Origin of the sequence: Bradyrhizobium manausense (genome assembly GCF_018131105.1) — a bacterium.
Classification (GTDB): domain Bacteria; phylum Pseudomonadota; class Alphaproteobacteria; order Rhizobiales; family Xanthobacteraceae; genus Bradyrhizobium; species Bradyrhizobium manausense_B.
The window spans coordinates 1,711,032-1,730,440 of sequence record NZ_JAFCJI010000001.1; the positions used below are offsets into that span (position 1 = coordinate 1,711,032).

Genomic DNA, 19,409 nt, shown 5'->3' on the forward strand with positions numbered 1-19,409 from the left:
CCCACCCTACAGCAGCCTTCGTGTTGCTACACCGCTCGCGCATCATACGCGTACATGAAATCCATGCTCTTCGATCCCAGCGGGAGCAGCCATTTCATCATCTGATTTCGGACCCATGCGCCGGTGGCGCTGAACTCGCGCTTGTTGTTGCCATTGCGGCGGGCGAGGGCGACGATCTTTTCCGCGCGGGGGCGCCGTTCAGCCTCGAAGGCCTGGAAAGTGGCGGTTAGCTCCTGGCCTTCCTGCATCAGCCGGGCGAGCCGCATCGCATCCTCGAGCGCAAGCGAGGCGCCCTGGCCGGCATGAGGGCTGGTCGCATGCGCGGCATCGCCGATCAGGAGCGAGCGCTTGCGCGACCAGGTCGGCAAGGTCGCGACGTCGAGCGTGTCGGTGACCACGATGTTCTCGGCCGCCTCGATGATGGCGGGGATCGGATCGTGCCAGCCGTGATGGAAGCCGCGCAGGTGCTGCTTCAGCGTCTGCTCGTCGAGCGCGCGGAACATCGCGGCATCCATGCCGTGCGCCGGCTGCGTGCTCCACCACATCGCGCCATCCTTCGGGTCCGGGCTGCAATAGCCGTAGCCGAAGAAGCCGCTCTGCCCGAACGTGGTCTCGACGTGCCGGCCGCTCTCGCGGCCGTCGAGGACGGCATGGGGCACGAAGCCGCCGAACCCGATCAGGCCGGTGTTGAACGGTGTAGGCCCGTCCGGCACCACCTGACGCCGGGTGATCGAATGAACGCCGTCCGCCCCGATCAGGAAATCGCCCTCGGCGGTGGTGCCGTCGGCGAAATAGGCGATGATCGGCTGGTCGCCGCGATCCTCGATCTTGATCAGGCGCTTGTCGAAATAGAGCGAGACGCAGGCGCACCAGGCCTTGTCGATCAGCATCTCGTTCAGCGTGGCGCGGCAGACATTGACCGCCGGTTGGCCGAAGCGCCGCGCCATGTCGCGGTTGATCGAGCCGAGCCGTCGGCCTTCTTGCGAATAGAAGTCGAAGGACTCCGCGATCGAACCGCGATTGATCAGCTCGTCCGCGAGCCCGATCTCGTCCATGACATGCATGCCGTTCGGTGCGATCTGGAGACCACCGCCGATGCCCTTGGAGTAGGGCCAGGCTTCGTAGATCGCGGATTCGATGCCGGCGCGCCGCAACAGGATCGCGGCAACGGGCCCGGCGATGCCGGCGCCGATGATCAGGGCTTTGCGGGGACGATGAGGCATGGGCTTGCTCCCGACGTTTCCGTGGTGCTAGGAGAAATTACGGCTGCTAAATCTCTTAGTGGCTAAGATATATATTGACTAAGATATGAGGTGAGCCTTGTCAAGGACGAAGGCGCGCACGGCGTTGCTGGGGGAATTGGAAGAGGCGATGCGGCGGTCGTCCGCGCAAGGCGTGCTCTATGGCCAGACTGTTGCGAACGTTGCCGGAATTGCCAATTCCGATCTCGAATGCATGGACATCCTCTATCTCGAGGGGCGGGTGACCGCGGGCCGGCTTGCCGAGGTCACGGGGCTCACGACCGGCGCCATCACCGGCGTGGTTGATCGGCTCGAGAAGGCGGGATTGGTGCGCCGGGAGCGGGACGAGGCCGATCGGCGCAAGGTCTACATCGCCGTCGTGCAGGAGACCGCGATGAAGATCGGCCAGCTCTACGTGCCGATGCAACAGGCGATGGAGAAGGTATTCAATGCCTATTCCGACGAGGAACTACGGCTGTTGTTGCGCTTCGCCAATGAAGGATACAAGGGTGTGGTCGCGGCGACGGCGACGCTGAAGAGCCTGCTTGATACGCCGCCGGAGAAACGCCCCGATCTCAAGCTGAAGCAACGTCGTCGCGAGACCTGATCTTGTAGGCCTGCGCGGCCGCGATCATGCCCCACATCGCGCCCAGCATCATCCAGAAGTGACGCCAGTGGTCGGTGTCGATCACGAAGCTTTCGCCGACGGTGCCGACGAACGCCGAGAACACCGCGAGATAAGCGCGCTGCCAGGGCACGCGGACGAAGATGTGCCGGAAGCCCATGATGACGGTGGTGAAAACCAGCGCGGGATAGCACACGCCGGAGAGCCAGCCGCCTGACATGAAGGCGTTCAGATAGGAATTGTGAGTGTCTTCGGGAAAGAAGCGGTGGAATTGCAGTGGGCCGATTCCGAACGGCAGGTCGAGCGCCATCTGCGCACCCAGGATGTGCCGGCCGAAGCGGCCGAAGCGGCCCTCGTCGTAGCTCTGGTCGAAGCTTGCGCGCTGCTTGAACATCTCGGCGATGGAATCGAACGACAGCAGCACCGCGATCAGCGCCAGGCCCAGCACCACCGCGACGATGGCCATGATGATGATGCGCGAGCGCTGCGCGTTGGTACGGCTGGTCAGCACCATCAGCGTCAGCATGAAGGCCGAGGTCAGGATCAGCCCGCCCCAGGCGGCGCGGGAGAAGGCGAGCAGGATCGCCAGCGACATGACGCCGAAGGCGATGACGTTGCGGAACGCCTTGCCGGGCTTGTCCGAGACCACGCTCTGGAGCGCAAACAACGCCGGCAGGATCAGGAAGGCGCCGAGCACGTTCGGGTCCTTGAAGGTGCCGCGGGCGCGCTCGTACAGCGTCAGCAGGTCGTGGCCACCGGGAACCAGGTTGAAATAGCCCGCGATCGCGGAGAGCGAGGCGATCATCGCACCGACCACGAGGCCGCGGCGCAGCATGTCGAGCCGCGCCGCCGTGTCTTCGGAGGTGACCATCGCGAAGAACACCACGGTGACCGCCATGTACCAGGAGGTCGCGATCCAGCTTGCGACCTCGGACTGGTCGAGCAGCGGAATCGCGCTGATGGTGTAGCCGACATTGAGCAGGACCAGGGCCAGCACCAGCGGCATCAGCACGAGCCTGAGCCGCAGGCCGGTGGCGAAGAAAGCGACGGTGGCGAGCAGCGTCGCGATCTCGTAGGGGCTCGGCTCGATGAAGACGATGGCGCCTGAGGCGCCGACCAGCCACACCAGCGCGCGCTGCAAGGCCAGCACGCCGGGTGCGGCCGGCGCGGCTACAGTCATTTCTCCGGCTGTCGCCGCATACGCCATCAGATGCCCATACGCTTACGCAACTCGTAAGCCAAAACGCCGCTGTCATCGCCCGGCCTGACCGGGGCATGACGAAAATTCAATACGCGTTCTCGTTCTTGGTCAGCAGCGAGATCGGCGTCTTCAGGAGAATGTAGAGGTCGAACAGAACCGACCAGTTCTCGATATAGTACAGATCGAACTCGACGCGCTTCTGGATCTTCTCTTCGTTGTCGATCTCGCCGCGCCAGCCGTTGATCTGGGCCCAGCCGGTGATGCCGGGCTTGACGCGGTGGCGCGCGAAGTAGCCGTCGACGGCCTCGTCGAACAGGCGGCTCTGGAGCTTGCCCTGCACCGCATGGGGGCGCGGGCCGACCAGGGAGAGATTGCCCGAGAACATCACGTTGAAGAGCTGCGGCAGCTCGTCGAGGCTGGTCTTGCGGATGAAGCGGCCGACGCGGGTGACGCGCGGATCGTTCTTGGTCACGACCTTCGAAGCAGTCGGGTCCGCCTGATGGTGATACATCGAGCGGAACTTGTAGACGTCGATGCGCTCGTTGTTGAAGCCGAACCGCTTCTGACGGAACAGCACGGGGCCGGGGCTGTCGAGCTTAACGGCCAGCGCCACCAGCGCCATCACCGGGAGGGCCGCGAGCAATGCGAGGCCGCCGACGACACGGTCGAACAGCCACTTCATCACCAGATCCCAGTCGGTGATCGGTGCCTCGAACACGTCGAGTGTCGGCACCTCGCCGAGATAGGAATACGAGCGGGGACGGAAACGCAGCTTGTTGGTATGCGCGGACAAGCGGATGTCGACCGGGAGCACCCAGAGCTTCTTCAGCATCTCCAGGATGCGCGTCTCCGCCGAGATCGGCAGCGCGAACAGCACGAGATCGACACGGGTGCGACGGGCGAACTCGACGATGTCGTCGACCTTGCCGAGCTTGCTTGCGCCGGCGCAGGTGTCCAGCGCGCGGCTGTCGTTGCGGTCGTCGAATACGCCGAGCACGTGGATGTCGGAATCCTCCTGCGCCTTCAGTGCTTCGACCAGTCCCTCACCGTTGCTGTCGGAGCCGACGATGATGGTGCGGCGATCGAGCCGACCCTGGCGCGCCCAGCTGCGCACCAGCGAGCGCAGGACGAGGCGTTCGCCGACCAGCACGGCGAGGCCGAGAAAGTAGAAAGCGGCGAGCCACAGCCGCGAGATGTCGCTGCCGAACTTGGCGAAGAAGGAGATGCCGATGAACATCAGGAAGACGAACGACCAGGACGAGATCATCCGTGTCATCTGCCTGAGCTGACCGCGGAACAGCTGCACCTGGTAGATGTCGGCGGCCTGGAAGCAGACCACTGCGGCAACCGCGACAGCGACGATCTCCGTCGGATAGATCCAGCTGAACCCGACCACCGGCATGACATAGCCGACATACACGGCGATGCCGACCATGCTCAGCAGCACGAAATCGATGACGCGCGCGATGCCGGCGATCACGATCGGCGAATAGGCGCGCGCGACCTTCTGGTTGACGACCTCGAGCGCGGCCGGCGTCAGGCGGCGGCGTCGTTCGACAAAAGGCTGTTCAGCCGGCTTGGCCGCGGCGCTGGTCGCGGCATCGAGCATCGAGCGTGCGTTGAGCGGTTCCACGGGCGTCCACGTCCATTCCAAAGACCCGCGGGCGCAGCTTGGCGTCCCCGGGGCATGCGTCCCCCGCGACCTCGATTATCGGACAAATCGGAAGATTCTCTAAAGCCGGCTTAACGGTGGTTAATGGTTGGTGAATGCGTCGCGATATCCCGCGAGCACGCCGTCGACCATGGCCTGCTGAGAGAAGTGCGCCGAAATGCGCTCGCGCAAGGCGGATGCGCGCTGCGCGGTCGCCTGCGTATCCACGAGCGCGGCGGTGATCGCCTCGGCCATCGCCTCGGCGTTGCTCGCCGCGAACAGGGCAGGGCTCTCGCTGCCGAAAATCTCGGGGATGCCGCCGACGCGCGCCGCGATCATGGGAATGCCGGCCGCGCCCGCCTCGATCACGACATAGGGCATGGAATCGCCGCGTGAGGGCACGACCAGCAACCGGCCCTTGGAGAAGCCGTAGCGTGCCTTGACGTGGCCGATGAAGCGGATCGCGTCCGTCAGGCCGAGTCTTTCGACTTGCGCCTTCAGTGCCGCCGTCTCCTCGCCGTCGCCGCCGAGCGTCAGCGTCACCTTCTTGCCGCGCTCATGCAAAAGCGCGACCGCATTGACCAGCAGATCGGCGCCCTTGATGTGCCTGAACTCGCCGACATAGGCGAGGTCGGTAGCGTCGTCGGCGATGACGACGGGCTCGAACTCCTCCGGCGTCACGCCGTTGAAGACGCAATGCACCACGCCCTTGGGGGTGCCGACGATGCGCTGATACGTGTCGCGCGCGAAGGCACTCTCGAACAGGAACAGATCCGTCGCGTTCATCAGCGTGCGTTCAAGACGTGCGTAAAACTCTCCCTTCAAGGTGTTGAGAGGGTAGTGCAACGAGCCGCCGTGCGGGGTGTAGATACGGATGGTGTCGTCGGAGCGCCGCCGCATGCGGACAAAGGCGCCGGCCTTGGCGCCGTGGCCGTGCATGACATCGGGCTTGAGCCGGCCGGCCAGGCGCCGCATCCGCAACCACACCAGGAAATCGTCCGGCGAAGGTTCACGGCGGATCGCAAGCCGGTGCACGCCGAGCTTCAGGCGCGGCGCGAGCTCGGCCAGCGCCTTCTCGGCGCGCTCGCCACCGGTGAGGCTGTCGGCGAGAATCCCGACATGGTGGCCGCGATCGACCTGGCCGTTGGCGAGGTCGAGGATGTGCCTGAAGATGCCGCCGACGGGGGCGCGCACAGCGTGCAGGATTCGAAGCGGCTGGTCGGGAGAGGGAGGCATGATTAAAACCAGCGCTCGACGGCGGATGCCGAACAATGTTCTCGAAATATCGAGATGGATTAAGGGCCCTCGTGGTTAACAAATGGTGACGAGCGCCCCCGTGTTGCCCGCGAGACGCCGCGATTAACCCAGCGGCAACCTTAATGGAGTGTAATCGGCGCCATTGAGGTACACGAGTGGCGTTGCCCTGCGGGAGTGTTCGATGCGTTTAGCGTTCTGGCGTGCCGGCAAGGACAAGGCCGTCATCGAGCGGGCCGTTTCGAAGGCCAAGCACGAAGCCAAACCTGAGCCCAAGCCCCGGGTTGAAGCCAAGCCCGCGCCGATCGCCGCAAAACAGGCGCCCGCCGAAACCGGTGACATCGATCTGCACGCACTTGGCGGCGCGCTCGCGCGCAAGCGCGGCTGGATCATCGTGCCGACGGTGCTGGCGCTCGTTGCCTCCGTCGCCATCGTCAATCTCATCACGCCGCGCTACAAGTCGGAAGCCCGCATCCTGATCGATGGCCGCGAGAACGTTTTCCTGAGGCCGAGCAGCGACCGCAGCACCGAGGAACGGCAGGCACTCGACCCCGAGGCCGTCACCAGCCAGGTGCAACTCGTGCTGTCGCGCGACCTCGCGCGCGAGATCATCAAGAAGAACAAGCTCGCCGAGCGGCCGGAATTCGATCCGGTGCTGCAGGGCGTTTCGCCATTGAAGTCACTTGCGGCGCTGGTCGGCATCGGCCGCGATCCGTTCTCGATGACGCCGGAAGAGCGTGTCCTGGATGCCTATTACGATCGGCTGCAGGCCTACGCCGTCGACAAGTCGCGCGTGATCGTCATCGAATTCCAGTCGGCTGACCCGGATCTCGCCGTTCGTGTCGCCAACTCGATCGCCGACGGTTATCTCGTGCTCCAGCAGGCCGCACGCCAGGACCAGGCGCGCAATGCGAGCCAGTGGCTTTCGGGCGAGATCGAGAATTTGCGCAAGAAGGTCTCCGATGCCGAAGCCAGGGTCGAGGACTTCCGTTCCAAATCGTCGCTGTTCGTCGGCACAAACAACACCACGCTGTCGAACCAGCAATTGGGCGAGGTCAATACCCAGCTCAACAATGCGCGCGCGCTGAAGGCCGATGCCGAATCCAAGGCCCGGCTGATCCGCGAGATGCTCCAGAGCGGCAAGCCGATCGAGGCCTCCGAAGTCGTGAACTCCGAGCTGATGCGGCGGCTGTCGGAGCAGCGGGTGACGCTGCGTGCGCAGCTTGCCGAACAATCGTCCACGCTGCTCGGCAACCATCCGCGCATCAAGGAATTGAAGGCACAACTCGGCGATCTCGACGGTCAGATCCGCGACGAGGCAGCAAAAATCTCGCGCTCGCTTGAAAACGATGCGCGGATCGCTGACGGCCGGGTCAACGGCCTGACCACCAGCCTCGAGCAGCTCAAGAAGCAGGCGACCTCGACCAACGGGCAGGATGTCCAGCTGCGGGCGCTCGAGCGCGAGGCCAAAGCCCAGCGCGACCTGCTCGAGACCTATCTCGCCAAATACCGCGAAGCCAACACCCGCGAGACCATCGACACCGCGCCGACCGAAGGACGCGTCATCTCGCGCGCGATCGTTTCCAACACGCCTGCCTATCCGAAAAAGCTGCCGATCGTGCTGATCGCGACGCTGGCGACGCTGCTGCTGTCGTCCGGTCTGGTGGTCACCGGCGAGCTGCTGCGCCAGACCGCGCCGCGCACCATTGCCACGCTCGCGCCGGCGATGGTTCGCCGGGAGCCGGTCGTCCAAGAGCCGGTCGCCCAGGAGCCCGTCATCCAGGAGCCGGTCGTCGATGCGGTCGAGATTGAGCCCGCGCCGCTCCAGCCGGAGATGACGGCCGATGCCGATCTCAGCGAAATCGCCGAGATCGGGCAGCTGGCCGAAAGCCTGAGGGCTGCGGGGTCGGCCGCGAAGAAAATCACCGTCCTCGGCACCGCATCGGGCGATGCCATCACGCTGTCGACGCTGACGCTGGCCCGCCACCTGGCGCGCGACGCGCGCGTCGTCGTGGTCGATCTCGCCGCATCCTCGCCGACGATTGCTGCGGTGTCCGTCGATCCGACGGCGCCCGGTCTTGCCGAATTGATGCAGGGGCAGGCCTCGTTTGCCCAGGTCATCACGCGCGACAAGCTCTCGCGGCTGCATCTGGTCATGGCTGGCCGTCCCGGTTTCGATCGCAGCCTGCTCCAGTCGCCGCGGGTGACGCTCGCCATCGACGCGTTGCTGCGCGCTTACGATCATGTGCTGGTCGATGCGGGGAGCGCCGAGGACTTGCCGGCCGATCTGCTGACTGCGAATGCCCGCGCCGTCGTGGTGCCTGATGCCTCGATGGAGGCGGATGCGCGCGCGCTGATGTGCGAGCAGCTCAAGGCGGTCGGCTTCAGCGATGTGACGATGCTGAGCCGGCCGGTGCAGCCGTCAGATGCCATTGAGGCGCCGCGCGTGGTGGCGGCGTAGGTCTGGGGGAAGGCAGCTCGCGGGCGAATCGAGTCGAGCGCGAGCCTGCTAACCGAACGCCTGGCGCAGCCGTCGTGCCAGGTCGAACAGCATCTGGTTCTGCTTCACCAGGCGCTTGCCGTGGTTGAGCGAGGACATCGCCATCGCTGCAAGCTTGCCGCGCGAAGTTAGCGGCACGAAGCTGTCGAAGATGTCCTCGTCGTCCTTGCAGAACATGCGCTTGTAGTCGTCGGTGCCGATGCCGAGGTCAAGCGAGCGGTAGCCGCGCTCGGCGTAGCCGTCGATGATGTTGCGCAGCAGGATCAGGCCAGGGCTGTAGCGGGCGTGCTCCGACATCGTGTAGGTGTTGAACATCGTCGAGAAGCGCTGGCCGTCGGCGACGCCGGCGAAGATTGCGATGACTTCCTCGTCGCATTCGAGCGCATGGATGTCGATGATCCGACCTTCGCCGCGCGGCGCGAGACAGGCGCTGCGGATGAACTGTTCGACACCTGGCTCGGCAAAGACATCGGGCAGTTTCTGCTCCGCCATCCGCGCAGGCTTGACGCGGAAGAACCAGTCGAGCAGGCGGCTGATGTCCGCATCTGTCGTGGCAAGGTGATAACGATAGCCGGCGAGCGTCTGGAGTTTCTTCTCCTTGCTCTTCAGCCGGCGGCGGAAGGAGTTGCTGATTCTCGATGCGGGCGCGCCGCCCGGCTCCATCGCCAGCAGTGGGCAGCCATTGATGGCGCTCTGCTGCGACAGCAGCGCAAACGGGTTCTGCTGATCGTGCCAGCGCCTGGGTTGCTGCAGCAGCGCGAGCACGTCGACCTGATCACGCAAGGGCGCGAACAGAGTGTCGAGATCGGCGCCCACGGCCTGCGCTGCGAATTCGGCGTTCCACAGCCCCATGTTGAAGGTCGTATGCTTGCCGCCCATGAAGCAGGCCATGCGGACGCCATGGCTTTGGCGGAGTGTGAGCGGCAGCAGCGCGAGCGGGCGCTGCTCGGCGTCGCGGGCAATGACGATGACGGGGCGGGCGCCTTCACGTTCTCCGACCGAACGTTGCCATGAGGCGAGGAGATCGTACCGCTGGTAGGGCGTGGAGAGGTGGCCGGGTTCTTCGAGCGCGCGCCAGACCGCTTCGGCCTCGGCGAGATCACCGACGACATCGACATGCGCGACACGGCTCGCTTTCGACCGCGCTGGCGATTCTGCCGTCCGGCCTTGCACCGTCGCAGCCATGGTCATTCGCGAAACCTGTCGAGAAAACGAAAAATACGTATTTCGGCCCGTGGCCGACCTTTGCAAATAAATGTCAACAAAGGGTAATGACAATGAACGAGGGAACAGGCCGCCGGCGAACGCGAAGGTGGGATATTGGCATCCGACGACAGATGGCTGGAGCGGTTGCGGCGCGAACTGGCCTGGTTCACCGCCCAGCCCCTGTTGCGCAGCCGTGGTGCAGGCGCGATCCTTCGCTTCGAGCATGTGCGGCCGCGGCGGCGCGGCGCGTTCCAGCCGCTGCGCCAAAGCGAAATCACGCCGCAATTTCTCGATCGTGCCATCCGCGCGCTGAAGCGATGGAACTATGACTTTCTCGGCATGGACGAGGTCTGTCGGCGGGCGGTGACGATGCCCGAGAGTCGGCGCTTCGTGGCGCTGACCTTCGACGGCGCGCCCAAGGACCTGATCAGCTTCGCCTATCCGGTGCTTGCGCGTCACGCCGTGCCGTTCACGCTCTACGTTCCCACGGCCTTTCCCGACGGCGTCGGGGAGGCGTGGTGGCTCGGGCTCGAGCAGGTGATCGCGCGCGAGAGCCGCATCAGCCTGATGATGGGCGACAAGGAGCAGCGCTTCAACGTCACTGATCTCGCGGACAAGCAGGCGTTGTTTTCGCATCTCCAGCGTTGGCTGTGCTCGCTGGCGCCGGCAGATCTGTCAACCGCGATCGCCGATCTCTGCACGCGCTACCGCATCGATCTCGCCGCGCTTTCGCGCGAGGCGTCGATGAATTGGGAGGATCTGACGAAGCTTGCCGCCGATCCGCTGGTCACGATCGGCAGTGCGACCGTGAACTATCCCAACCTCGCCAGTATGAAGGACGCGGCTGCGCTACGCGAGATGACGATGGGCAAGGCGGTCGCGGAAGCATCGTTCCGCCGGGAGATCCGGCACCTGGCATTTCCGTTCGGCGATCGCTCGTCGTTTCGGCGTAACCATGTCGTGATGGCGGAGGAGGCTGGCTTTGCCAGCGCGGTCTCGACCATCCCGGGCATCGTGGACGCGGAGGGACGGACCAATCTGCGCGCGCTGCCACGGATTTCCTGGGACGGACGGGTACGCTCGCTGCGGATGATGCGCGTGCTGGTGTCCGGTGTTGCCTTCGCGCCGGTGAAACCGACGGGCGCCGTTACGAGCTAGATTTGGCGCGGTCGGGCCGCTGCATCCAGCTCACGATCGGCATTGCCGGCAGTACCCAGCCCAAGCCGACCACCACGTAATAGATCGCCTGCCGCCAGCCGGACTCGGCGATCCATGGCATTTGCGCCGCCGCCATGCCGAGCAGGGCCCAGACGGTGGCCAGCACCAGGAGCAGGATGGCGCCGAGGAACTTGCGGGTGCGGATCGTCATGGCTGAAAACTGCGGCTTTCGCGTAACTTGCGCTGTGGGAGCGGGCGACTATAAGGGGCACGCAGTCTGGTTCAAGCCTTGGTTTCAACCCCTGAAATGACGACGATTTCCGCCCCCGCCAACCCGCATCGCGCCGTGCGCTGGTGGCTGATCTCCGTGGCCGCCCTGATCGCGCTGATGGTGCTGGTCGGCGGCGCGACGCGGCTGACGGAATCCGGCCTGTCGATCGTCGAGTGGAAGCCGGTCACCGGTAGTGTTCCGCCGCTGACGGAGACGCAATGGACCGACGCCTTCGAGGGTTACAAGAAGATCCCGCAATATCGCGAGCTCAATGCCGGCATGAGCCTGTCCGAGTTCAAACAGATCTTCTGGTGGGAATGGAGCCATCGCCTGCTCGGCCGCTTCATCGGCGTCGCTTATCTGCTGCCCTTTCTGTTTTTCCTGTGGCGCGGTGGTCTCTCCGGTGAGTTGAAGCGGAGGCTGTGGCTGCTGTTCGCGCTCGGCGGCATCCAGGGCGCGGTCGGCTGGTGGATGGTGGCCTCGGGGCTGTCTGAGCGGGTCGAGGTGTCGCAGTATCGGCTGGCGACGCATCTGGTGCTGGCGCTGCTGATCTTCGCCGGCATCGTCTGGACGGTGCGGCGGCTTGCCGATCGACCGCAGCTCGCGGTTCCCGCGCGATTGCGCTTCACGAGCACGGTGCTCGTGATCGTGACTTTCATCCAGATCTATTTCGGTGCTCTGGTCGCGGGCCTGCGCGCGGGACGCGCCTACAACACCTGGCCGCAAATCGATGGTGCGTTCATTCCGTCGGCGGACCGACTGTGGTTCGAGACGCCGTGGTGGCGCAACATGTTCGACAGTGTGCTGACGGTGCAGTTCGAGCACCGCATGACGGCCTATCTGCTGTTCACGCTGGCGGTGCTGCACGCATTCGACGCGGTGCGCTCGCGCGCAGGTTCGGCGGCAAGCGGCGCGCTCTGGCTGCTGGCTGCGGTGAGCGTGCAGGCGGTACTCGGCATCCTGACGCTGCTCAACCAGGTGCCGATCGATCTCGCGCTCTCGCACCAGGCAGTTGCGATCGTTGTGTTGACGCTGGCGGTGATCCAGGCCGAGCGGTTGGCGTCGCGGCATAGCGCGGAAGCGCAGCCGCGCGCGGTTCCCATCGGTCAGCCCGGCTGATCAGCAATAGCCGTAGATGCCGCACGAGTAGGGCAGGCGCCAGAAATAATCGACCTGTTTCCCGCCGTAATACGATCCCTGATAGTCGTAGTCCCAGGGGCGGCCGTAGTAACCCGGCAGCGTATGCGCGCCCGGAAGCAGCGGGGTGCCCGGCAGGTTGCGGATGTAGCTGCCGATGCCATAGGCCGGCGAGATCAGCGCATCCGGATCGGTCTCCACATAGACCTTGGGTGGCTCCTGCGCCGGCGCGGCTGCCCGCCGCTTCGGATGGGCCGACAAGTCGGCAGCATGTGCGGCTGAAACCGTCATCATCACCGCCAGGGCAGGCACCATCCAGCGCAGCATCGTCGGCTCCGAATCAAAGGGGCGATCCAAGGACGATGTATGCGGCCGATATGGTTAATGACTGTTAACTGGCGTGCGCGGCGCCTTCGCAAAATCTCACCGCGGTCATCCCGGGGTGGTGCGAAGCACCGAACCCGGAATCCGGAGGTGGCCGACGATGTCGAGATGTCGGGGTCTGGTCCTTCGGACCACCCCGGAATGACGAGGATGACTAGGCGCTCAGAGCCTGCTCCAGGTCGGCGATCAGATCTTCCTTGTCCTCGATGCCGATCGAGAGCCGGACCACGTCGGGACCGGCGCCGGATTTGGTCTTGGCGGCGTCGTCGAGCTGGCTGTGCGTGGTCGAGGCCGGGTGGATCACCAGCGAGCGGGTGTCGCCGACATTGGCGAGGTGCGAGAACAGTTGCAGCTTCGACACCAGGTTGACGCCGGCGTCATAGCCGCCCTTGAGGCTGAAGGTGAATACGGCACCCGCGCCCCTCGGCGCATATTTGCGCGCAAGCTGGTTGTACTTGTCGCTCGCCAGACCCGCGTAGTTCACCGCAGCCACCGCCGGATGCCCGGCGAGGAATTCGGCGACGGCCTTGGCATTGTCGCAGTGCTTCTGCATTCGCAGCGGCAGCGTCTCGATGCCGGTGAGGATCATGAAGGCATTGAACGGCGACAGCGCCGGGCCGAGATCGCGCAAGCCGAGCACGCGGCAGGCAATCGCGAAGGCGAAATTGCCAAATGTCTCCTGCAGGCGGATGCCGTGATATTCCGGCCGCGGCTCCGACAGCATCGGATATTTGCCGCCGGTCGACCAGTCGAACGTGCCGGCGTCGACGATGATGCCGCCGAGCGAATTGCCGTGACCGCCCAAAAACTTCGTCAACGAGTGCACGACGATGTCGGCGCCGTGGTCGATCGGGCGGATCAGATAGGGCGAGGCCAGCGTGTTGTCGACAATCAAGGGAACGCCCGCCTTGCGCGCCACCGTCGAGATCGCCTCAATGTCGGTGATGCTGCCGGCGGGGTTGGCGATGGACTCGATGAAGATCGCTTTCGTGCGCGGCGTCACGGCGCGCTCGAAGCTCGCGATGTCGTCGGGATCGGCCCATACCACATTCCAGCCAAAACTCTTGAAGGCGTGGCTGAACTGGTTGATCGAGCCGCCATAGAGCTTTCGTGCCGCGATGAACTCGTCGCCGGGCTGGAGCAATTGCTGGAGCACCACGACCTGCGCGGCGTGGCCCGAGGCGACAGCGAGCGCCGCGGTGCCTCCTTCGAGCGCGGCGACGCGCTCTTCCAGTACCGCGTTGGTCGGGTTGCCGATGCGGGTATAGATGTTGCCGAACGCCTGCAAGCCGAACAGCGAGGCGGCGTGGTCGGCGTCGTTGAAGACGAACGAGGTCGTCTGATAAATCGGAGTCGCGCGCGCACCGGTGGTCGGATCGGGCTGTGCACCGGCATGCACGGCGAGGGTTGAAAATCCCGGAAGGCGATCGCTCATTGAGGGCGTCCTGTTCTTGTGGTCTGAAATCGCGCGGCATGCTGATCGGGGCCGCGCCCGGCGTCAAGCCGCGGCTTCACATCGCAACGATCGTGCTACGCATTGACGCGCTCGCGAAACGAATCCTTCGCAATTGCGTCAGCTTTGCTCGCTCTTGTTTTTGGCCGCGCGATCGGAGGCCGCGGTGTCGCCGCCGCCGACACTCATCCGATTGAGGGATAGGCGCATGCCCTGCGTCGGTGCCGGCGGGCGCTTGGAGCTGAGCGTGCGTGAATTGACGCCCATCCAGGAGATCTCCGACGACAGCCGGCCATATTCGATCTTGGGGCATCGATTCATCACGACCTTGATACCCGCGGCCTCGGCCTTTTCCGCCGCGGCATCGTCGCGCGCGCCGAGCTGCATCCAGATCACCTTCGGCAGCGGATCGAGCGTGAGGGCTTCTTCCACGACGGGCATGATGTGGCTGGAGTTGCGGAAGATGTCGATCATGTCGACGGGGCGGCCGATGTCGCGCAGCGAGGCGACAAAGGGCTTTCCAAGCAGGTCCTTGCCGACATGGCCGGGATTGATCGGGATCATGTCGTAGCCGCGCTGCGCGAGATATTTGAACGCGAAATAACTCGGCCGCACGTTGACCGGCGAGGCGCCGACCATCGCGATCGACTTCACGCTGTTGAGGATGCTGCGGATGTAATTGTCGGGATAGGCGTCGTGGTTCATTGCTGGTCTTTTCTTGTTGTCATTCATCCCGCCATGTCGGCGTGCGCTTTTCGATGAAAGCGCCGATGCCTTCTTCGGCATCGCGGGCCATCATGTTCTCGGTCATTACCTCTGCCGCATAGCGATAGGCATCGGCAAGGCTCATCTCGGCCTGGCGGTAGAATGCCTCCTTGCCCAGCTTGACGGTGTAGGCGGATTTCAATGCGACCTTTTCCGCGAGCGCAATCGCGGCGTCGCGCTCGGTGCCGGCGGCGACCACGTGATTGACGAGGCCGATTTCGCGGGCCCGCACGGCCGGGACCGGCTCGCCCGTCAGCAGCATCTCCATCGCCTGCTTGCGTGGCACGTTGCGCGACAGCGCCACCATCGGCGTCGAGCAGAACAGGCCGATATCGACGCCGGGCGTGGCAAAGCTCGCCGCTTCCGAGGCGATCGCGAGGTCGCAGCTCGCCACGATCTGGCAGCCGGCCGCGGTCGCGATGCCCTGGACGGAAGCCACCACCGGCTTGGGCAGACGCACGATCGCCTGCATCATCGCGCTACAGGCATTCATCGCCTCGGCGAAGAAAGCGCGGCCGCGATCGGGGTCGGTGCGGCGTGCGGTCAACTCCTTCATGTCGTGACCGGCCGAGAAGGCGGGACCGTTGGCCGCGAGCACGACAGCCCGGACGGCCTTGTCGCTGCCGACCTCATCGAGCGCGGCATGAAGGCTGGCGATCATCGCCGTCGACAGGCTGTTGCGCGCGGCCGGACGGTTGAGAGTCAGCACCGCGATGTTCCCCACCATTTCGCGCAGCAGAATTGGCGGTTGCGGGGAGGGGGCGCGGGCGGCGTGGACGGACATTGCGGCGTTTCCGATTGGATTATTACAGTGAGATGATGCAGATAACCTAATGTAGTAGGCGACGTGAAGCGAGGGCGGGGAACAACATGGCGGCAGCGAAAATGAGCGTGGCGGAGCTCGAGCAGTTTCTCCGCGACGAATTTCCCCAGGCCTTCAGCGGCGACGACATCACGATCGAGAGCGCGGACGGCCAGACCTGTCTGTTGCGGCAGCGCTATGGCGAGAAGATGCTGCGGCCGGGCGGAACCGTGTCGGGCCCGACCCTGATGGCGCTGGCCGATTTCGCCATGTACGTGGTGCTGCTGTCCGCGATCGGCCCGATCGGGCTCGCTGTGACCACCAATCTCAACATTAACTTCCTGCGCAAGGGTCTGCCCGGGCAGGATGTGCTGGCGGAGGCCCGGCTGCTGAAGCTCGGCAAGCGCCTGGCCGTCGGGGAGGTAAAGCTCCTGTCCGGAAGCTCGCCCGATCCGATCGCCCATGTCACTTCGACCTATTCCATTCCAAATGTTTGATCTTTTCGAAGGTAATATAACACCATATTTCTAAGATGCTGATTTTGCACGCGTAATTTACGTCGCCGAGCATTGACCGTCGGGCGTCTCTTCTCTAGAAACCCGCTCAGTCCGGTGCGGTGTTCGCGCCGATGCTCCCCGTCCACGGAAACTCTGACATGAAAACCTTTTCGGCAAAGCCGGCTGAGGTGACGAAGAAGTGGGTGCTGATCGACGCCAAGGGTCTGGTCGTCGGCCGCCTCGCCACCATCGTTGCCATGCGCCTGCGCGGCAAGCACCTCCCGACCTACACCCCCCACGTTGATTGCGGTGACAACGTCATCATCATCAACGCGCAGCATGCGGTCCTCACCGGTCGCAAGCGCGAGCAGAAGACCTACTACAAGCACACCGGCTACGTCGGCCACGTCAAGGAGCGCACCGCGCGCCAGATCCTTGAGGGCAAGCACCCCGAGCGCGTGCTCGAGAAGGCTGTCGAGCGCATGATCCCGCGTGGTCCGCTCGGTCGCGTCCAGATGGGCAACCTCCGCGTCTATGGCGGTGCTGATCATCCGCACGAGGCCCAGACGCCCGAGAAGATCGATATCGCCAAGTTGAACCGCAAGAACACGAGGGCCGCATAATCATGGCCGAATCCATTCAGTCGCTCGACCAGCTCTCGCAGCTCAAGACCGCGGCAGCGGCGCCCGACGCGCCCAAGCACGAGAAGAAGGTCGACAAGTTCAACCGCGCCTACGCCACCGGCAAGCGCAAGGACGCGGTCGCCCGCGTCTGGATCAAGCCCGGCGCCGGCAAGGTCACCGTCAATTCGCGCGAGGTCGAGGTCTATTTCGCTCGTCCGGTGCTGCGCATGATGATCGAGCAGCCGTTCTCCGTGGCCGCGCGTTCGGGCCAGTACGACGTGATCTGCACCGTCGCAGGCGGCGGTCTGTCCGGTCAGGCCGGCGCGGTGCGTCACGGCATCTCCAAGGCTCTCACCTATTTCGAGCCCGAGCTGCGTAGCGTGCTCAAGAAGGGTGGCTTCCTGACCCGCGACTCCCGCGTGGTCGAGCGCAAGAAGTACGGCAAGGCCAAGGCCCGCCGGTCCTTCCAGTTCTCGAAGCGTTAATCGCTTCGGTCACATTCGCCGCGAAAGCGGCTTCAATGAGATGCAAAAAGGCGCTGTTTTCAGCGCCTTTTTTGTTACTCGTTTGTACGCAAATTGAGCGCGTGTTTCCCGAAAACTTGGCCTCGCATGAAAACCTGAATGGAACCCGCGGGACATAGCGTCGCATCTGGAAGGGCGCGCAAGTCGGCTGGGCCGATCGCGCAACTGCTATGTTTAGAAGGGGGCCGACATGATGTCGCTCGATAGCATCACGCTCTATTTGGTCGCCACGATGGTCGCCGCATTGCTCGGCGCCATGATGGTGTTTTTCGGCAAGCAGGAGAACAGCCCCGCGCTGAAATGGTGGGGCACGGCCTATCTGCTCGGCGCGGCCTCCGTCGCGTTGTGGACGGCGACCGGCGACAAGCTCGGTCCGCACCTCTATCTCGCACTGAACGCAGTCGGCTTCGTCGCCTGCGGCATGGTGTGGAATGCGGCGCGCGTCTTCCACGGCCGCAAGCCGAACTGGCCCGGTCTCGTGCTCGGTGCGATCGCCTGGGTCGCGACGGTGATGCTGCTCGATCCCGCAGCCTCCATGTTGCGCATGATCATCGGCGCCGGCATCGTCTCGATTTACGCGGCGCTGACCGCGAGCGAGCTTTGGGTCGAACGGCGCAAGAGCCTGCAACGGCGCTGGCCGGCCTTCGTCGTGCCTGTCATGCACGGCTGCGTGCTGATGCTGCCGATTCTGCTCGGCAGTTTCATGCGCCCGAATGATGCCGGCTTTTCCACCAGCGTCTGGGTTACCGTGTTTGCGGTCGAGCTCGTGCTCTATGCCGTCGGCACCGTGTTCGTGATCTTCATGCTGGTGTCCGAGCGCACCGTCACCGCGCATCGCACCGCGGCGTCGACCGATCCGCTCACCGGCATGCTCAACCGCCGCGGCTTCTCGGAAGCCTGCGCGCGGATGATCGAGCGCGAGGCCAAGGGCGGCCGCCCGGTCACCGTGATGATCTTCGACATCGACCATTTCAAATCGATCAACGATCGCTTCGGTCATCCTGCTGGCGACGAGATGCTGAAACTGTTCTCGACCGTCGTCGTCAACAATCTGCGCATCTCCGACCTGTCCGGCCGCATCGGCGGTGAGGAGTTCGCCGCGCTTCTGCCGTGTGCGCTCGAGGAAGGCGTGCTGGTCGCCGAACGCGTGCGCGAGGCGTTCGAGACGTCAGGCGTCGTGGTCGACGATGGTGCGGTCGATACCACCGTCAGCATTGGCGTGGCCGGCGGTCCTGCGGGCACCGAGCTCGAGGTACTGCTGGCCTCGGCCGACACCGCGCTCTACCAGGCCAAGCGGGGCGGCCGTAACCGCGTCGAGGCGGCCGAGGAGCTGCCATTGTCGCTGGAGAACTGGCGCCGCCAGAGCGCCGCGCGGATCGGTGTGCCCAAGGAGCAATCCAAGACGCAGCCGGCGACAGCCTGATACGGAGGGGGGCGCTCGCGGTAATCCTCTGTTTACCATTCGGTTCCTACCATTGCGGTCATGGAATCGATCCGTCGACAGAATCCGCAAGCTGCCCTGATGTCGCTCGAAGCCGCTGCGGCCTCGGCACGCGGCGGCTTCGCCTGTCTGTTCTCGACCGCGGACGAATACGAGACCGCGGTGATCGCCGAGCGCCGCGCCCAGGGCCGTTACACGCAGGCCCGCAGCTATTGGCCGGTCGGGTTGTTCATCGGTTGCACGCTGATTGTACTCGGCACAGCGGTGCTGTTCGCCTGAGAGCATCGCATTTTCGGCCGGGCAGGGCGCCATTTCGGCGCCTTTTTCTTTGGTCCCGGCTGCGCTAGACACGGCCACCAGACAACGGGGTGGAAACCGATGATCACCGAGATCGCGCAAATCGACGTCAAGCCGGGCAGTGAGAAGGACTTTGAGGCCGCTGTCGCCAAGGCTAAAGCTGCCTTCGGCCGCTCCAAGGGCTTTCATGGTTTCGAGCTGCACAAGTCGATCGAGAAGCCGCAGCGCTACCGGTTGATGGTGCAATGGGCGACGCTGGAAAACCACACCGTCGACTTCCGCGGCTCCGAGAATTTCACCGAATGGCGCGGCCTCGTCGGGCAGTATTTTGCCTCGCCTCCGGAGGTCGAGCACACCGAGACCGTGCTGACGACCTGAT

20 protein-coding genes are annotated in these 19,409 nt (G+C 64.5%); 10 read left to right on the top strand and 10 right to left on the bottom strand.

Features of this window, described 5'->3' with window-relative positions; genetic code table 11:
* Positions 1 to 26 precede the first annotated feature (26 nt).
* On the bottom strand, positions 27 to 1,223 hold the full coding sequence (locus JQ631_RS08015; protein WP_212325283.1) for an FAD-dependent monooxygenase: 1,197 nt from the start codon (positions 1,221 to 1,223) through the stop codon (positions 27 to 29).
* A gap of 148 nt (positions 1,224 to 1,371) precedes the next feature.
* Between JQ631_RS08015 and JQ631_RS08020 the strand changes: the two genes are divergently transcribed.
* Positions 1,372 to 1,848: a MarR family transcriptional regulator gene (locus JQ631_RS08020; RefSeq protein WP_212325286.1), complete on the top strand. Its 477-nt coding sequence runs from the start codon at positions 1,372 to 1,374 to the stop codon at positions 1,846 to 1,848.
* Here JQ631_RS08020 and JQ631_RS08025 read toward each other — a convergent pair.
* From JQ631_RS08025 to JQ631_RS08035, 3 genes are all read right to left on the bottom strand, one after another.
* On the bottom strand, positions 1,817 to 3,073 hold the full coding sequence (locus tag JQ631_RS08025; protein WP_212325288.1) for an O-antigen ligase family protein: 1,257 nt from the start codon (positions 3,071 to 3,073) through the stop codon (positions 1,817 to 1,819). The two genes, JQ631_RS08020 and JQ631_RS08025, sit on opposite strands and share 32 nt — an antisense overlap.
* Before the next feature lie 79 nt (positions 3,074 to 3,152).
* Entirely contained in the window at positions 3,153 to 4,700 is a 1,548-nt protein-coding gene (locus JQ631_RS08030; RefSeq protein ID WP_212325290.1) for an undecaprenyl-phosphate glucose phosphotransferase, read from the bottom strand.
* 120 nt (positions 4,701 to 4,820) lie between these two features.
* Positions 4,821 to 5,954 carry a glycosyltransferase family 4 protein gene (locus JQ631_RS08035; protein WP_212325292.1) on the bottom strand — a complete coding sequence of 378 codons (1,134 nt, stop codon included), beginning with the start codon at positions 5,952 to 5,954 and terminating at the stop codon, positions 4,821 to 4,823.
* 202 nt (positions 5,955 to 6,156) lie between these two features.
* Here JQ631_RS08035 and JQ631_RS08040 point away from each other — a divergent pair, with 202 nt between their 5' ends.
* A complete protein-coding gene (locus JQ631_RS08040) occupies positions 6,157 to 8,433 on the top strand; it encodes a GumC family protein (RefSeq protein ID WP_212325294.1) in 2,277 nt (758 codons plus the stop codon).
* Positions 8,434 to 8,481: 48 nt separating this feature from the next.
* On the opposite strand, the gene JQ631_RS08045 is transcribed toward JQ631_RS08040, so the two are convergent.
* A complete protein-coding gene (locus JQ631_RS08045; protein WP_212325296.1) occupies positions 8,482 to 9,663 on the bottom strand; it encodes a GNAT family N-acetyltransferase in 1,182 nt (393 codons plus the stop codon).
* 129 nt (positions 9,664 to 9,792) lie between these two features.
* On the opposite strand from JQ631_RS08045, the gene JQ631_RS08050 reads away from it, so the two are divergent.
* Positions 9,793 to 10,836, top strand: coding sequence for a polysaccharide deacetylase family protein (locus JQ631_RS08050; RefSeq protein WP_212325298.1), 1,044 nt, complete (start codon positions 9,793 to 9,795; stop codon positions 10,834 to 10,836).
* On the opposite strand, the gene JQ631_RS08055 is transcribed toward JQ631_RS08050, so the two are convergent.
* Positions 10,826 to 11,047 carry a DUF2842 domain-containing protein gene (locus JQ631_RS08055; protein ID WP_212325301.1) on the bottom strand — a complete coding sequence of 74 codons (222 nt, stop codon included), beginning with the start codon at positions 11,045 to 11,047 and terminating at the stop codon, positions 10,826 to 10,828. The two genes, JQ631_RS08050 and JQ631_RS08055, sit on opposite strands and share 11 nt — an antisense overlap.
* Before the next feature lie 96 nt (positions 11,048 to 11,143).
* Between JQ631_RS08055 and JQ631_RS08060 the strand changes: the two genes are divergently transcribed.
* Complete coding sequence (locus JQ631_RS08060) at positions 11,144 to 12,226, top strand: COX15/CtaA family protein (protein WP_212325302.1); 1,083 nt, start codon at positions 11,144 to 11,146, stop codon at positions 12,224 to 12,226.
* Here the strand turns inward: JQ631_RS08060 and JQ631_RS08065 are convergent, their stop codons facing one another.
* The 4 genes from JQ631_RS08065 to JQ631_RS08080 form a co-directional block, all read right to left on the bottom strand.
* A complete protein-coding gene (locus JQ631_RS08065; RefSeq protein ID WP_212325304.1) occupies positions 12,227 to 12,571 on the bottom strand; it encodes a hypothetical protein in 345 nt (114 codons plus the stop codon). It abuts the gene before it with no gap.
* A 211-nt stretch (positions 12,572 to 12,782) separates the two neighbouring features.
* Positions 12,783 to 14,063 carry an O-acetylhomoserine aminocarboxypropyltransferase gene (locus JQ631_RS08070; protein WP_212325306.1) on the bottom strand — a complete coding sequence of 427 codons (1,281 nt, stop codon included), beginning with the start codon at positions 14,061 to 14,063 and terminating at the stop codon, positions 12,783 to 12,785.
* Between the two features lie 138 nt (positions 14,064 to 14,201).
* Positions 14,202 to 14,786 carry a CoA-binding protein gene (locus tag JQ631_RS08075; RefSeq protein ID WP_212325307.1) on the bottom strand — a complete coding sequence of 195 codons (585 nt, stop codon included), beginning with the start codon at positions 14,784 to 14,786 and terminating at the stop codon, positions 14,202 to 14,204.
* A 19-nt stretch (positions 14,787 to 14,805) separates the two neighbouring features.
* Entirely contained in the window at positions 14,806 to 15,630 is an 825-nt protein-coding gene (locus JQ631_RS08080) for an enoyl-CoA hydratase (protein ID WP_212325308.1), read from the bottom strand.
* Between the two features lie 86 nt (positions 15,631 to 15,716).
* Between JQ631_RS08080 and JQ631_RS08085 the strand changes: the two genes are divergently transcribed.
* From JQ631_RS08085 to JQ631_RS08110, 6 genes are all read left to right on the top strand, one after another.
* The gene (locus JQ631_RS08085) at positions 15,717 to 16,145 is read left to right on the top strand and encodes a PaaI family thioesterase (RefSeq protein ID WP_212325309.1); all 429 of its coding nucleotides are present in this window, start codon (positions 15,717 to 15,719) and stop codon (positions 16,143 to 16,145) included.
* A gap of 158 nt (positions 16,146 to 16,303) precedes the next feature.
* Positions 16,304 to 16,768 (top strand): 50S ribosomal protein L13, encoded by a 465-nt coding sequence (rplM, locus tag JQ631_RS08090; RefSeq protein ID WP_008137961.1) that lies wholly within the window; start codon positions 16,304 to 16,306, stop codon positions 16,766 to 16,768.
* A gap of 2 nt (positions 16,769 to 16,770) precedes the next feature.
* On the top strand, positions 16,771 to 17,253 hold the full coding sequence (gene rpsI / locus JQ631_RS08095) for a 30S ribosomal protein S9 (protein WP_212325310.1): 483 nt from the start codon (positions 16,771 to 16,773) through the stop codon (positions 17,251 to 17,253).
* Between the two features lie 229 nt (positions 17,254 to 17,482).
* Positions 17,483 to 18,715 carry a GGDEF domain-containing protein gene (locus JQ631_RS08100; protein ID WP_212325311.1) on the top strand — a complete coding sequence of 411 codons (1,233 nt, stop codon included), beginning with the start codon at positions 17,483 to 17,485 and terminating at the stop codon, positions 18,713 to 18,715.
* Positions 18,716 to 18,775: 60 nt separating this feature from the next.
* The gene (locus tag JQ631_RS08105) at positions 18,776 to 19,012 is read left to right on the top strand and encodes a hypothetical protein (RefSeq protein ID WP_212325312.1); all 237 of its coding nucleotides are present in this window, start codon (positions 18,776 to 18,778) and stop codon (positions 19,010 to 19,012) included.
* A gap of 99 nt (positions 19,013 to 19,111) precedes the next feature.
* The gene (locus JQ631_RS08110) at positions 19,112 to 19,408 is read left to right on the top strand and encodes an antibiotic biosynthesis monooxygenase family protein (RefSeq protein WP_212325313.1); all 297 of its coding nucleotides are present in this window, start codon (positions 19,112 to 19,114) and stop codon (positions 19,406 to 19,408) included.
* Position 19,409: the final 1 nt, after the last annotated feature.

Excerpts from the sequence above, each read along its gene's own strand:
- JQ631_RS08070 (WP_212325306.1), bottom strand. The coding sequence starts at position 14,063 with ATGAGCGATCGCCTTCCGGGATTTTCAACCCTCGCCGTGCATGCCGGT.
- JQ631_RS08015 (WP_212325283.1), bottom strand. The coding sequence starts at position 1,223 with ATGCCTCATCGTCCCCGCAAAGCCCTGATCATCGGCGCCGGCATCGCC.
- JQ631_RS08035 (WP_212325292.1), bottom strand. The coding sequence starts at position 5,954 with ATGCCTCCCTCTCCCGACCAGCCGCTTCGAATCCTGCACGCTGTGCGC.
- rpsI (WP_212325310.1), top strand. The coding sequence starts at position 16,771 with ATGGCCGAATCCATTCAGTCGCTCGACCAGCTCTCGCAGCTCAAGACC.
- JQ631_RS08105 (WP_212325312.1), top strand. The coding sequence starts at position 18,776 with ATGGAATCGATCCGTCGACAGAATCCGCAAGCTGCCCTGATGTCGCTC.
- JQ631_RS08025 (WP_212325288.1), bottom strand. The coding sequence starts at position 3,073 with ATGGCGTATGCGGCGACAGCCGGAGAAATGACTGTAGCCGCGCCGGCC.
- JQ631_RS08020 (WP_212325286.1), top strand. The coding sequence starts at position 1,372 with ATGCGGCGGTCGTCCGCGCAAGGCGTGCTCTATGGCCAGACTGTTGCG.
- JQ631_RS08045 (WP_212325296.1), bottom strand. The coding sequence starts at position 9,663 with ATGACCATGGCTGCGACGGTGCAAGGCCGGACGGCAGAATCGCCAGCG.
- rplM (WP_008137961.1), top strand. The coding sequence starts at position 16,304 with ATGAAAACCTTTTCGGCAAAGCCGGCTGAGGTGACGAAGAAGTGGGTG.
- JQ631_RS08060 (WP_212325302.1), top strand. The coding sequence starts at position 11,144 with ATGACGACGATTTCCGCCCCCGCCAACCCGCATCGCGCCGTGCGCTGG.
- JQ631_RS08110 (WP_212325313.1), top strand. The coding sequence starts at position 19,112 with ATGATCACCGAGATCGCGCAAATCGACGTCAAGCCGGGCAGTGAGAAG.
- JQ631_RS08080 (WP_212325308.1), bottom strand. The coding sequence starts at position 15,630 with ATGTCCGTCCACGCCGCCCGCGCCCCCTCCCCGCAACCGCCAATTCTG.
- JQ631_RS08100 (WP_212325311.1), top strand. The coding sequence starts at position 17,483 with ATGATGTCGCTCGATAGCATCACGCTCTATTTGGTCGCCACGATGGTC.
- JQ631_RS08040 (WP_212325294.1), top strand. The coding sequence starts at position 6,157 with ATGCGTTTAGCGTTCTGGCGTGCCGGCAAGGACAAGGCCGTCATCGAG.
- JQ631_RS08085 (WP_212325309.1), top strand. The coding sequence starts at position 15,717 with ATGGCGGCAGCGAAAATGAGCGTGGCGGAGCTCGAGCAGTTTCTCCGC.
- JQ631_RS08055 (WP_212325301.1), bottom strand. The coding sequence starts at position 11,047 with ATGACGATCCGCACCCGCAAGTTCCTCGGCGCCATCCTGCTCCTGGTG.
- JQ631_RS08075 (WP_212325307.1), bottom strand. The coding sequence starts at position 14,786 with ATGAACCACGACGCCTATCCCGACAATTACATCCGCAGCATCCTCAAC.
- JQ631_RS08065 (WP_212325304.1), bottom strand. The coding sequence starts at position 12,571 with ATGCTGCGCTGGATGGTGCCTGCCCTGGCGGTGATGATGACGGTTTCA.